This is a genomic window from Clostridium celatum DSM 1785 (genome assembly GCF_000320405.1).
GTDB classification, from domain to species: domain Bacteria; phylum Bacillota; class Clostridia; order Clostridiales; family Clostridiaceae; genus Clostridium; species Clostridium celatum.
Genome location: NZ_KB291640.1, coordinates 23513 through 36602, shown reverse-complemented (window position 1 = coordinate 36602; position 13090 = coordinate 23513). Strand labels below are relative to the sequence as shown.

Below are 13090 nucleotides of genomic sequence, written 5' to 3'. Positions count from 1 at the left end.
ACTTTTTCTACTATTCTACTTCTTTTAAAACTTTATCTAATACCCCATTAACAAATGAACAACTCTTATCATCTGAATACTTCTTTGTTAATTCTACAGCTTCATTTATCGCAACTCTTCCTGGTACATCATCTATAAACATCATTTCACCAACTGCTAATCTTAATATTGTTAAGTTAACCTTTGATATTCTGTCTAACTTCCAGTTTACTAATGCTTTTTCAATTACTTCATCAATTTTTTTCATTTCAAAAGTTACTGTTCTTACCACTGTTTTTATATAATCTACATCAATAGTTTTTAGATCCATTTCATAGTCTTCTACAAAAGTTTCTATTGTTTCTTCATAACTATTTTTGCTAAGTTCCATGCTAAAAAGCAGCTCCATTGCTTTTTCTCTTGATTTTTGTCTTTTCATAACTTCCTCCTAAGTGTATATAAAATACTTTCTATCTTAATTGTATTATAAACTTATAATATATTAATTAAACATATGTATATTACAATATTATCTTATTTATGTCTATAATAAATAAAAATATGATACAAATTTTTAAATATTTTTAACAACAAAAAGCTGCTGCAAATATGCAACAGCCAATTTAATTATACTTCTTTAACTGCTTCTTGTTCTTGTTTTTTAACATATATGTTTTGAACATTTACATTTACAGTATCTACATTTAAACCAGTCATAGCTTCAACTGTTTTTCTAACATTTTCTTGAACTTCACTTACTACTTCTGGAATTTTAATACCGTATTCTACTGCTACATTTAATTCTATAACAGCTTTGTCTTCTTCTAAAGTAACCTTAACACTTTTATTATTAGTTGTCTTTTTACCTTTTAATATTTGTGATATGTTATTTGAAACTCCATGTGGAATTCCTACTATGCCTTGAATCTCATCTGCTGCTATTCCGGCTATAATACTTACTACTTCATCGGAAATTTTAACTATTCCTAAGGCTTTTTCACCTACATTATTTTCCAAAACAAAAACCTCCTTAAGGTTTATTATCTAAACCTGTTTTTCCTTATGTTTATTATAGCAAAATACCTATTATATTACAACGAATTATTTCATTGCTGTTATATTAACATCTGTTAATCCAGTTATATCCTCAACAACTTTCTTTATTGAAGCTGAATTTTCTTCGCTTAGTTTATCATCTACTTTAACATAAACTTTTACTTGTGATTGGTCTATCATACAAATTGCATCTTTATAACCTTTGCTTGTTATATCTACTTCTACTCTTCCTTCTTGTTCTTGAATCTTAGTCTTTTCTATTAACGCATTATTTGCTATGTCTTTTTGTTCTTGAGACGCATTTGGATCTTCGCTTATAGCTTTCATATCATCAATATACTTTTGATCTTGTTGTTCCTTTGTTAATCTCATGCTATAAAAATATTCACTTGTGCTTACTGTTTGGTCTGCATTGCTTGATTCATCAGTGTTCTCTTGTGTTAAAATTGAAGCTAAATCAGTTGGATCATTATACCCTTCTCCATTTAACTTTACAGATAATACTCCTACACAAACTATAAGAGCCATCAATGTGAAAATAATACCAAATTGTTTTTTTGTCATTTTTTATTCCCTCCCATATCTTTCTATAAAATTATATGCTAACTTGCCATTGGATATACCTTAACCTTGTCAAAACTTAAATTATATAAACTAGCTACTGCTTGTTGTATATCATATGTTATCTTACTGCTTTGAGCCCCTTCTGCTACTACTAAAACTCCTGTTATTTCAGGCTTATACACTTTAGTAATAACTGGTTCATTACTACTTCCATTATTACTCATTACAACTGTTGTTGAATCTGATTGTGATGTAGTAACTCTAGTTCCTCCATCTCTATCCTCTTCTTGTGTTTCTGACACTTGAGTTGTACTATTAGTTACAGGAACTTTAACCTCTCCGCTTTCAAAATAAATTTTTACTGTAACCTTTCCTACACCTTCAATTTGTCCTAAAATCTCTTTTAACTCTTCTTGTTGCTTTTCTTCATAACTTAATAATTCTTTTGATGTCATTTCTCCCTCTACTGTAGCAACTTGTGTAGCTCCATTTGGTGTATTTTCGCTACTTTTTGAATTATTTGATTCTCCACCTGAAAAAGTACTAACAGCTAACCAAAGAAAAATAACAACCAGTAATGCAATAAGACAATTAGTAAATTTTTTATTTTTTAATAATTTGCTAATTTCTTTATCAAACTTTTCCTTATCCATTTACTCACCTTCCCTCTAAACTATATATCTCTATTTTTTCTACTGGTATTTTAAATGTTTCTGCTAAATATTCTTTTATTTTTTCCTCATCTTCTATTTGTGCCTTATCAGAAATAGTTTCCTCACTTTTATTAATACTTATATCTATTTTATCTATTAGTTTTACACTATTATCTTTAACTCCTACTTCTAATTTATCTATTGTATATGTCATATTATTCATATCTAGTGTACACTCTACATTTGACTTAAATGTTTTCCCTGAGAACTCATCTTTTAAAAGTGCATCACAGTTTTTATCTAAATTTTCTTTAAAAGCTTGAACCTTTTCATCTTCTGTATTTTTTTCTATAGTCTCACTGCTTCCGATATATAACATTTCCTCATAAGATTCTACTGCTTCAATAATACTCTGTTCCCCTTTTGTGAAAAAATATATAATTGGATTTAACATAACAGATATTAATATAAGTCCAAGTACAAACTTAATGTATTTTTTCATTGAATTATCTGGTGCAATAATTTCTACTGCTGTTATGAAAATCATCATAATAACTAAGGTTACAATAAAATCATTTATATATTTCAATTTCTATCCTCCTATAACAAACTTACCTGCCGATATCATCATCGCAATTAAAATAAAGAACATTAAACTTACTGATATAACACAGGACATTATCAATACTAATGACTTTCCCGCTGCTGCAATAGAACTTGTTATTCTTTTATCTGTTATAGGCTCTAAAAGAGATGCTGAAAGCTTAAATATCATTGATGATAATACGATCTTAATTATGGGATATATTATTATTAATATTACTGCTATTAACCCAATAGACCCAATTGCATTTTTTATTATTAATGAATAGCCTGCAACGGATGCAATTGAATCTGAAAGTGATTTACCAACTATTGGTACAAAGCTTTCTATTGCAAGTTTACTGGTTTTTAATGTAACTGCATCAATTGTAGATGAAGTTATTCCTCTAATTGTCAGCAAGCCTATAAATATTGTCAATACTAAACCTTGTATCCAAGTAACCGACTTTTCCATCATAGCACTTAAATTTGAAAGCTTAGGCTCACTTGAAATATTATTTGTAAATTTAACCACAAATGTCATTAATATAAGCGGTATTATTATGTCTGTATATATCTTTGGTACTATTATTGTTGCGCCTAACACTATAGGATCAATTGTAGCGGCTTGTGTTAAACCACCTGCTGCTGCAAGCATTACAACAAGCACAGGTAAAAGCTTTGACATAAAGTTTGTTATTTCAACTATAACGTCCTTAGCTAAATCTAAAGATATTATAAATGTCTTTGATAAAATTATTATAAGTAATGCATAACATGCATAAAATGCTACCTGTGATATTCCTTCACTTGAAAATGCTGATTGTATATTTTTGAACAATGAACAAATTATACCTATAACAATTATAGAAAATGATAGTGCTAGTACTGACTTTATTTCTCTAAAAAACAAACTTATAACTGCACTTAAAACCTTTGATACTGAAATATTACCTTCCCCATTTTCTATATAACTTTCTATATAGCTAACTGGATCTAATTCATTCATTAATTCCACATCACTTTTCATTGTGTTTATATAATCGTATAAGCCATTTAGCTTTGAATTTACTTCATCATTTGTACTTATAGTAGTGTTTTCTTCTGCAAATACACTTTGTCCAAAACTAGGGATAACTGTATATAAATTAATAAACATAACTACACATAACACAATTTTTAATATATACTTTTTCATATTCTCACCTACATTATTTGAAGAATAGAATCTAATACAGCCATTAGAATTGGAATAGCTAATGCTAAAATCATAATTTTTCCTGAAAACTCAACTTTCGATGCAATAGTAGATGCTCCTGCATCTTTGCATATTTCACTGCAAAAAGATGTAATATAAGCAATTGCAAGTATTTTAAATACTATTTCTATATATACAGTGTTTATATTAGCCTTACTTGCAATATCATCAATAAAATTAATAACTTCACCTAGCTGCCCTATCATATACATAAATATTAATATCCCAGCTACTACCAATACATAAAAAGCAACATCTGACTTCTTATCTTTTAATAGTAAGTATATGAAGACTGCAGCAAAAGCAAATCCTACAACTTTAATAATCTCCATAATAAACCTCTATAAAGTAAACATAGTTTTTACAGTATCAAAAAGATTGGCAACCATACCTATAACAGTTACTAGTATTATTACTACCCCAGCTAAATTGGCTAAACTTGCAATCTCTTTCTTTCCATTAGCTTCTAACACCTTTTCTATTACCATAAGCAAAATTCCCATAGCACCAATTTTAAATAAAATTCCTACATCAAAAAGCATCTTTTACCCTCCCATTAAATAAAAAATATAGCTATCATAATTCCAATTGAAATCCCCAGTGTTCTATACATCTTAACATTCACATTTGCTTCATTATTTGCATCAATATAATTTAGATTTAAGTTTTCTAAAGCAACTGTAAATACTTTTTCTTGTGTTACTGCATCACATTCCCCTATAGTCTTAAAAAAATCACTTAATATTTTATAGTCATCTTTACTTAGGTTTATCTCATCTTTATACTTCTTATATGCTATTGTAAAAGCCTCATATACACCTTTAATATCTACATCATTTAAATTTATTGACATATCTAATAATATTTTAGAAATTGGTTCTCCTACTCTATTACTTATATTTTTTAATGCATCTGGAAGTGGGGTATTAGAATAACTTATCTCACTTGTTGAACATAATAAAAGCCTTTTGTATTTCTTTTAAATTTGAACTTCTAGTTCTATATTTTTCTCCATAATAAAATCCTATATATGTGCAAATAATAAACATAATACTTATCATTACAAATCTAAGCATACTAATCCCTCCTCCCTACTTACTTTATAAATTTTCTCTAAAGTACCTGCTCCATTTTTACTACTTAATATTATTATTCGATCTAATATACAATCATCTATTAGTTTTCTAAACATTTCTCTGCCGTAAATATCATTAATATCATTACCATGAACTGTTACTATAATATTAACTCCTGAATTAAAAGCCATATTTAATGCTTCTAAATCGCCTTCTGTTCCTATTTCATCACATATTAATACTTCTGGTGATAAGCTTCTTATAGCCATTATCATTCCTATTCTTTTTAAACAATTATCTAAAACATCAGTTCTAACTCCTACATTCATTTGTGGTATACCATTATAGCAACCTGCAATTTCACTTCTCTCATCAACTATAGTAACCTTTTTTCCTCTTAAGTTTAAACTATACATTCCATTAGATATATTTCTAGCAATATCTCTAAGAATTGTTGTTTTACCACATTTAGGTGGAGATACTATAAGTGTGTTATATACTTTATTATTATTTGTTATATATTTCATAACCCTATTTGATGAACCAACTACCTCATTACATATTCTTATATTTAAGGATGATATATTTTTTATTGTTCTAACTTCTCCATTAACCATAACACACTCTCCAGCAAGTCCCACTCTATGGCCACCTTTTACTGTTATATATCCTTGTTTTATCTCTTCTTCAAATGCATATAATGAGTAATTTGATATTTTAGACATCATATATTTTAAGTCTTCATTTGTTATTGTATAATCTAATATTTTTTCTCCTTTAGAAGTGGTTAACATTACTTGCTTTCCTATTTTTACTCTTATTTCCTGCACTCCTTCTATCTTGAAATATCTTTTTACTTCTTCATTTATTCCACTTGGAAGCATTCTATAAATTTCTTCATATTCCACTTTCATCACTTCCTTTAAATGTACTTCTCTATAAATTTCTATTTCACATATTATATAAATATTCATGTTATATAAAAATATGTAAATTATTTATTTAAAAATATACTTAACATATTTATTTTTAACTTTCTGATCTTTACCTTTATTTTTTGTTTTAAATAATAAAAAGCCGTTTCAAATAAGTGATTAAAAAATCATTTATTTGAAACGGCTCTTATTTACCTTATTTTGCATTTCCACCACAGAATGGACATGGTATAAAGTTTCCATTTTGTAATGCTTGTTGCTCTACAAAAATAGGTTTATCACAATTTTTACAGCTTATTTCAATATATTCATCATCTAATGCTGATAAATCATCAAAAGACACTTCTTCAAAAAGTTCATCTTGTATATCAGTTAAATCATCTCCAATATACTCCATATTTTCTTCTAAATATTCTTGATGTAAAATAACCTCTTCTACTTTAGAAGATAAACTTTCTAAAATATCTGAAAAAGAATTAAATATATTTAAATAATTATCATCTTTTATCTTTTCAATTTCAGCTTTAACCTTATCTATCTTATTATAAACATCTTTCATCTGCTACACTTCCCTTCTAAAGAAATAAATTACTTTAACATAATTTATTTCATACTTATATATTATTGATTATATCCTTATATACAAATTCTAAAATAAAACATTTTATTATTTTTAAATTTTATATGTACTTAAATATAAAACAAATGCTAAGTTTAAAAACCTAGCATTTACTTTAAATATTAAACTCTTTCCATGTATTCGCCAGTTCTTGTATCAACTCTGATAGTGTCACCTTCGTTAACGAACATAGGAACGTTAACAACAGCTCCTGTTTCTAATGTAGCTGGCTTCATAGCGTTTGTTGCAGTATTTCCTTTTACTCCTGGATCTGCTTGAGTTATTAATAATTCAACAAAGTTTGGTGCTTCAACTGAGAATGCATCTCCTTTGTAGAACTTAATGATTGCAAACATGTTTTCTTTTAAGAACTTTATAGCTTCTTCAACTTTTTCATAGTTTAGTGGAATTTGCTCATAAGTTTCTTGATCCATGAAGTAGTATAATTCTCCATCAGAATAAAGGTATTGCATTTCTTTTCTTTCGATTACTGCTTCTTGTAATTTCGCAGTTGGGTTGAAAGTAGTATCTGTAACCCCACCTGAAATAACGTTTCTAAGCTTAGTTCTTACGAATGCAGCTCCTTTACCTGGTTTAACGTGTAAAAAGTCTATAACAGTATACACTTGTCCTTCATACTCAAAAGTTGTACCTTTTCTTAAATCTCCTGCTGATATCATAAAAATTTCCCTCCAAATAACTTGAATTCATAGTTATTATGACCTTTATTCAAAATAAATAGTCATAACTTATCTTGTTGATTAATGACACAACAAAAACATTCTATCAAAATTACTAAAGAAATGCAATTATTTCATCAATATCGTTAAAATTTTTAATTATTTTATCTATATAAATCTAAAGTTAATATCAAATTTCCTTCTTTTCCATCAATATTATAATTATATATTTGAAATTCTACCATTTTATTCACAATTCTCAATATTTCTTCTTTACTTCCTTCTACAGAAATTCTAACATTCCATTTATCATTTTCTTTTTTCATATTTATTATTTTTAATGAATATATATTTTCAAGCTCATTTCTTATTGTAGAAAATGCTTCTACTTTATTATTTGAAATAACCTGCATATCATTATCATAAATCTCTACATTTTTAAAATTTAAAGGAATATATATTGCAAATTGAATTATAGTTAAGATTGCTATTGTTATATTTACTCCTAAATGAAATTTTAAATTACTAATCATAGTCTACCTCAACTAATATTTCATCATCTTCAATATTATATTTTTTTATTGTAACTCCCAATTGTTCAATATAATTAAGAGCTTCATCTGATTTTAATACTACTTTTCCAGTATTATCTCTAACAGTAAACCTCAATATATGTTCATTATCTAAAGCAATCCATTTCTCTATTTCATTAATATCTATATAGTCATTAGCTTTTACTTCTACAAACTCATCCTTTTCCTCTTTTAAAAATATCCCCTTTATATTTTGTGGAAATAGAAATATATTTATTAATAATAAAAGAAATATTGCTTTTCCATTATTCTTTTCTATAGTCATGCTCTTACTTTCAATAAAATTTATAGGAATAAACTTTTTATGCTTTATATATTTGCTCATTTATTTTGCCTCCTATATTTATTATTGTTAAATTTGTACTTTCCTTAATATTTCTATCTATAAATTGTTCCACACTCTTATCAATTAATAATATTTGGTTAGCATTATAGTTGCTTATTTTATTAGAAATATTTGATACATTTCTTTCTATATAACTTTTAACTATACAATTATATAATACCTCTATATAATAAATACTTTTATCAATCATTATTACTAATATATAATTAGTAATACGTTTAAATTTTTTGGGCAAACTATTTTTTGCGTAAAACTGTATAGGCTCCACACTTAATTCATTTACTTTTTTGCTAACACTATATAACAAGTTTCCATTTCCTATTGAATATAAATAAAGTCTTTTTAATCTTTTACAATAATCATAATCTGTTAAAATCTCATAATCTTCTCCATATTCAATCTTTATAATTTCATCAATAAAGTTATAATTTATTTTACTTATATCTTCAAAACTTTTAACAATTATATTTTCATTTAATAATATAAACTTTACTTTCTTTCCTATCTTCTCTTTTATATCATCCTTGGTGTAAGTTATCCCTTTATAATGAAAATTACTATTATCAACTAATATAATTTCTTTCATATAATCTCCTTACACTATTTTTTTATATAATTTATAAGTTGTTGGCATAAAAACTATCTCTTCATTTTCTAAGATCTTCATATCTAATTTACTAACAATAGGCCTTGATTTATTGCTCTTATTTTCAATATACAATTCTCCATTTTTAATTAAAAATCTAATTTCTTTATTTTCGCTATAAAAATATTCATAACTTATAGTTTTATCTTCTTTATACAAATTAAAAATTTCTTTAATATTATCTTTTTCATTTATTTCTTTAATTACTTCCCTTAACAATTCATTTTCATTCTCAGTAATTGCTTTTATATCTTCCTTAATATTGTATAAATTAAACTTACTACAATTTATAACTATAAACTTGCTACTATACATAATAAGAACTAATAAAATATTAAGTATTAATAATACTTCTAACATTATTATCCCTTTGTTTTTATTTAAATACATCTTATTCTTTCTCCACTATTCTTAATTTCAATTGTGTAATATATTAATTTACCCTTTTTATTAACTTCAAAATTTTCTACATTACTTAATATTACATTATTACCTTCATCTACATTATATCCATTTTTTATAACCACAGTATTTACCATAAGTCTATTTCCATTTAAATATATTGTTTTTTTAATTTCCTCATTATTTTCTATATACTGTATAACTATATTATTTCCTTTACCTAAAGCTGCTGTTACATTGCCATCTATAGATACAATAGATGCTTTATTACATATAATATCTATATTTAACATTGCATTATCAAACTTTTCTAACATTACTCCCTTATCAACTTTATTTAAATAATCTTTAACACTAAAAATACCTAAATTAATGACTATTGCTCCAATTATAAGAAACATTGACATTACTGCAACAAATTCTAATAACGTATATCCTCTTTTATACCTACTCATAATAATCCATCCACTTATATTTTAAAAATTCTCTTTCAACAACTAAATTACTATTAGCATCATATAAACTTATTAATATGTTTAAACTATCATTAAACTCTTCAATATCAACTATTATGTCTTCACCAATATCAATGTAATTTAAACTACTACTTCTTAAATCACTTAATAGTTCATTATAATTTTTATACTTTAATAATTCATTATTATAAAGTTCTTTTACATCATTAAAGCTTATATTATACTTTATTTCTTGCATTATACAGTAAACTACTCTATGTCCTTGCTCTATTTCTTCCCTTTTCTCTAGTATCTTATTGTTATGTTGTACAAGTTTAACAACTACACTAAACATAATAAAAATAATAAAAATACTTACTATAGCCTCAAGCATTGTAACTGCTTTTTTCTTTTTTAAAAGTTTACTATTCCTCATAAATATTTATTGTATCAACTCCTGTAGATATTGTTATTCTATATAAATTTTTATCACTATCTAATATTCTTATAGTATTTGACTCTATTTGTCCCTTATTATTTATATATAATTCTTGATTACTTAAAAATCTTAGCCCCTTTGGCAATTTAATTTCTTTTATAATCTTATATTTTGAAGAAACATCTTTCAATTTTACTTCTCCACTTTCCATATAAATCTCAACTATTCCTTGACCTTCTGAATTCCTACAATATTGCTTTCCATAACTAATAATATTTACAACTTCTAAAATAGTACCCTTTACCGCCACATATTCTTTGATTTTCTTTATACTATTTCCTATATGAGAAATTGCTGAAAATAATATTAGTACCATAAACATTACCGTTATAGTTTCTATAAGTGTATATCCTTTCTTCTTTTCTTTTTTCATATTTGTTATCATATACTAAAAATATTATTAAAAAGAGGTAATATAAATACAAATAAAAATACAATAACTATTGCTGCCATTGTAATTATGGATATAGGTTCAATTAATTTTAATAAATTATCCATATTAATACCTAACCTTAAAAATAATTCTTCTTGTAATACACTTAGTCTTTCATCAATTGTCCCACTTTCTTCTCCTAGTTTTATATGTGCTAATGTATATTTAGAAAACAATTTACTCTTATCCATAGAATCTCTTATTGATTTTCCTCTCATAATACTTTCATTCATAATAATTAACCTCTCTTTAGCAATACTGTTTAATAAATTACAATTACAACATTGATTAATCCCAGCTGAAATATTTATGCCACTATTAACTATTACTGACATTATAGAAATAACTAAATACTCATTAAATAACTTATAAATAGGTATCTTAGCACATAAAATTCTTATATATTTTTTAAAATAATTCTTAAATAAAATATAAGGTAAAAGTACTCCCCAAAACACCACAAATATACTTGTTATAAATGGATATTCTATTGTAAACTCTGTAAACTTACTTATACTATTATAAATTTTAGGCATACCATTCCCCATTTCTTCATAGACATTTGTCATATTAGGTATAAAGAAAAAAATTACAAACATAAATAATACTATCAATGCTACAATCAAAATTGCTGGATATGTTAATGTATTTATTAATTTCTTTTTTATAAGTTCCATTTTTTCATAAAATATTCCAAGCGAACTAAAAACCTTTGAAATTTTTCCAGTACTTTCTCCCATACTAATCATAGATACAAAAAATCCTGGAAATAGTTTATTATCAATAGAAAATCCTTCTTCTAAAGATCCTCCTCTTTTTATAATTTGTGATATCATTTTTACTGATTCTTTATAATCTTTTCTAAGTGGAAGTTCGTCTAATAAGTCTATTATTTTCAAAAAATTTATATCTTCTTCATATAACTTGGCTATATTTATAGCAATTAAAGATAAATCCTTATCTCTTGCTTTTCCTTTATTTAACGTTTTCATAACTATGACTTATTCCTTCCCATTTAATAAAATCATTATAGTCATCAAATGAAATTTTTCCATTGATAAGTAAATCATTTAAATTATCTATCATTTCATTATTGGTTAATATATCTCTATCTTCATGAATTCTTCTTATAGCTTCTTTTGTATTATTATCAATAATATGAACTGCAGCTACCAAAGCTCTCCCCCTATATCCACTATAATTACATTTAGAACATCCACACTTCTTATAACTCTCTACTTTTTTATTTAATACCAATATATTTATATCTTTTTTCTTACACTCATCACACAATACCCTAATTAATCTTTGTGATATTATTCCTACTATTGAATCCCTTATTAAATAGCTTTCTACTCCCATATCTTCTAATCTAATAAAAACTTCTCTAGCATCCTTAGTGTGTATAGTAGAATATACTTTATGTCCTGTAAGAGCCGCTCTAACTGTCATTTCTGCTGTTTCTTCATCACGAATTTCACCTAACATTATTAAGTCAGGATCTTGTCTTAATATACTTCTTAACCCTTGTGCAAATCCTATATTTATTTTTGTATTTATACTCATTTGAGATATTCCATCTATAATTACTTCAACTGGATCTTCCAATGTTGAAATATTTATTTCTTCATTGTTTAACTCTTGTATCATAGTATACAAAGTTGTAGATTTTCCACTTCCTGTAGGCCCATTTACAAAGACAAGGCCATTGTTACTTTTCATAATGTATCTAATGTTATTTATTTGAGTTTTTGTCAAGTTTAACTTATTTAAAGAGTAGTTAAAAACATCTCTATATAAAACTCTTATTACTATCTTTTCTCCGTAAGAAACAGGTATTATAGATACTCTCAAATCATATGTTTTATCTTGATCTTTAATTGTCATTTTACCATCTTGTGGTCTTCTCTTTTCTGTAATATCTAAGTCTGAATTCAATTTAATTTTAGATACAATCTGTAAATATTCCTCTACTTTAAATATAAAAACTATTCTCAAAAATCCATCCACCCTAAAGCGTATTATAATCTTATCCTTATGTGGTTCCATATGAATATCTGATGCTTTTTCTTTAATAGCTTCTAATAATATAATTTGATCCAAGTTCTTTCTTAAACCTAAATATACAACCTTTTGATAATATTCTAATTCATCTTCAGTTACTATTATTTCTTTTATGTTTTTTCTAAAAATAATACTTAATTCTTCCCTTATAAAATCTTCTTCTTTTAAAACAAAAATAAATACTTCATTATTTTTCTCCTTAAAAGGTAAAACTTTAAGCTTTTTTGATTTTTCTTCGCTTATCTTTCGT

General features: G+C 25.7%; 22 protein-coding genes. All 22 read right to left on the bottom strand.

The window, feature by feature from the left end:
• Window positions 1-10 precede the first annotated feature (10 nt).
• The 22 genes from nusB to HMPREF0216_RS07185 all read right to left on the bottom strand — a co-directional run bounded on the left by nusB (window position 11) and on the right by HMPREF0216_RS07185 (window position 12879).
• Entirely contained in the window at window positions 11-418 is a 408-nt protein-coding gene (nusB, locus tag HMPREF0216_RS07285) for a transcription antitermination factor NusB (RefSeq protein ID WP_005213065.1), read from the bottom strand.
• 188 nt (window positions 419-606) lie between these two features.
• A complete protein-coding gene (locus HMPREF0216_RS07280; protein WP_005213064.1) occupies window positions 607-996 on the bottom strand; it encodes an Asp23/Gls24 family envelope stress response protein in 390 nt (129 codons plus the stop codon).
• A gap of 84 nt (window positions 997-1080) precedes the next feature.
• Window positions 1081-1599 carry a SpoIIIAH-like family protein gene (locus HMPREF0216_RS07275; RefSeq protein WP_005213063.1) on the bottom strand — a complete coding sequence of 173 codons (519 nt, stop codon included), beginning with the start codon at window positions 1597-1599 and terminating at the stop codon, window positions 1081-1083.
• Window positions 1600-1637: 38 nt separating this feature from the next.
• Complete coding sequence (spoIIIAG, locus tag HMPREF0216_RS07270) at window positions 1638-2252, bottom strand: stage III sporulation protein AG (RefSeq protein ID WP_005213062.1); 615 nt, start codon at window positions 2250-2252, stop codon at window positions 1638-1640.
• 4 nt (window positions 2253-2256) lie between these two features.
• Entirely contained in the window at window positions 2257-2841 is a 585-nt protein-coding gene (gene spoIIIAF / locus HMPREF0216_RS07265) for a stage III sporulation protein AF (protein ID WP_040419319.1), read from the bottom strand.
• A 3-nt stretch (window positions 2842-2844) separates the two neighbouring features.
• Window positions 2845-4032, bottom strand: coding sequence for a stage III sporulation protein AE (gene spoIIIAE, locus HMPREF0216_RS07260; RefSeq protein WP_005213059.1), 1188 nt, complete (start codon window positions 4030-4032; stop codon window positions 2845-2847).
• 8 nt (window positions 4033-4040) lie between these two features.
• Window positions 4041-4424: a stage III sporulation protein AD gene (gene spoIIIAD / locus HMPREF0216_RS07255; RefSeq protein ID WP_005213057.1), complete on the bottom strand. Its 384-nt coding sequence runs from the start codon at window positions 4422-4424 to the stop codon at window positions 4041-4043.
• A gap of 9 nt (window positions 4425-4433) precedes the next feature.
• Complete coding sequence (gene spoIIIAC / locus HMPREF0216_RS07250; RefSeq protein WP_005213056.1) at window positions 4434-4634, bottom strand: stage III sporulation protein AC; 201 nt, start codon at window positions 4632-4634, stop codon at window positions 4434-4436.
• Between the two features lie 14 nt (window positions 4635-4648).
• Window positions 4649-5032, bottom strand: a complete 384-nt coding sequence (locus tag HMPREF0216_RS16280) for a hypothetical protein (RefSeq protein WP_083875393.1) — start codon at window positions 5030-5032, stop codon at window positions 4649-4651.
• A gap of 1 nt (window position 5033) precedes the next feature.
• Window positions 5034-5168, bottom strand: coding sequence for a hypothetical protein (locus HMPREF0216_RS17895; protein ID WP_005213054.1), 135 nt, complete (start codon window positions 5166-5168; stop codon window positions 5034-5036).
• Window positions 5153-6082 carry a stage III sporulation protein AA gene (gene spoIIIAA, locus HMPREF0216_RS07240; RefSeq protein ID WP_040419316.1) on the bottom strand — a complete coding sequence of 310 codons (930 nt, stop codon included), beginning with the start codon at window positions 6080-6082 and terminating at the stop codon, window positions 5153-5155. Before spoIIIAA ends, HMPREF0216_RS17895 begins: the two co-directional genes overlap by 16 nt.
• 217 nt (window positions 6083-6299) lie before the next feature.
• Complete coding sequence (locus tag HMPREF0216_RS07235) at window positions 6300-6662, bottom strand: CD1247 N-terminal domain-containing protein (RefSeq protein ID WP_005213052.1); 363 nt, start codon at window positions 6660-6662, stop codon at window positions 6300-6302.
• A gap of 182 nt (window positions 6663-6844) precedes the next feature.
• The gene (gene efp, locus HMPREF0216_RS07230; protein ID WP_005213049.1) at window positions 6845-7402 is read right to left on the bottom strand and encodes an elongation factor P; all 558 of its coding nucleotides are present in this window, start codon (window positions 7400-7402) and stop codon (window positions 6845-6847) included.
• 164 nt (window positions 7403-7566) lie between these two features.
• Window positions 7567-7935 carry a hypothetical protein gene (locus tag HMPREF0216_RS07225; protein WP_005213048.1) on the bottom strand — a complete coding sequence of 123 codons (369 nt, stop codon included), beginning with the start codon at window positions 7933-7935 and terminating at the stop codon, window positions 7567-7569.
• Entirely contained in the window at window positions 7928-8320 is a 393-nt protein-coding gene (locus HMPREF0216_RS07220) for a hypothetical protein (protein WP_005213047.1), read from the bottom strand. The genes HMPREF0216_RS07225 and HMPREF0216_RS07220 overlap by 8 nt, the downstream gene beginning before the upstream one ends.
• Complete coding sequence (locus HMPREF0216_RS07215; RefSeq protein WP_005213046.1) at window positions 8298-8927, bottom strand: hypothetical protein; 630 nt, start codon at window positions 8925-8927, stop codon at window positions 8298-8300. The genes HMPREF0216_RS07220 and HMPREF0216_RS07215 overlap by 23 nt, the downstream gene beginning before the upstream one ends.
• A gap of 9 nt (window positions 8928-8936) precedes the next feature.
• Window positions 8937-9377, bottom strand: coding sequence for a hypothetical protein (locus HMPREF0216_RS07210; protein WP_005213045.1), 441 nt, complete (start codon window positions 9375-9377; stop codon window positions 8937-8939).
• The gene (locus HMPREF0216_RS07205; RefSeq protein WP_005213044.1) at window positions 9368-9844 is read right to left on the bottom strand and encodes a prepilin-type N-terminal cleavage/methylation domain-containing protein; all 477 of its coding nucleotides are present in this window, start codon (window positions 9842-9844) and stop codon (window positions 9368-9370) included. The genes HMPREF0216_RS07210 and HMPREF0216_RS07205 overlap by 10 nt, the downstream gene beginning before the upstream one ends.
• On the bottom strand, window positions 9837-10280 hold the full coding sequence (locus HMPREF0216_RS07200; protein WP_005213043.1) for a hypothetical protein: 444 nt from the start codon (window positions 10278-10280) through the stop codon (window positions 9837-9839). The genes HMPREF0216_RS07205 and HMPREF0216_RS07200 overlap by 8 nt, the downstream gene beginning before the upstream one ends.
• A complete protein-coding gene (locus HMPREF0216_RS07195; RefSeq protein WP_040419313.1) occupies window positions 10270-10716 on the bottom strand; it encodes a hypothetical protein in 447 nt (148 codons plus the stop codon). Before HMPREF0216_RS07195 ends, HMPREF0216_RS07200 begins: the two co-directional genes overlap by 11 nt.
• Before the next feature lie 8 nt (window positions 10717-10724).
• Window positions 10725-11768, bottom strand: coding sequence for a type II secretion system F family protein (locus HMPREF0216_RS07190; RefSeq protein ID WP_005213039.1), 1044 nt, complete (start codon window positions 11766-11768; stop codon window positions 10725-10727).
• A complete protein-coding gene (locus HMPREF0216_RS07185; protein ID WP_005213038.1) occupies window positions 11752-12879 on the bottom strand; it encodes a GspE/PulE family protein in 1128 nt (375 codons plus the stop codon). Before HMPREF0216_RS07185 ends, HMPREF0216_RS07190 begins: the two co-directional genes overlap by 17 nt.
• Between the last annotated feature and the right edge of the window lie 211 nt (window positions 12880-13090).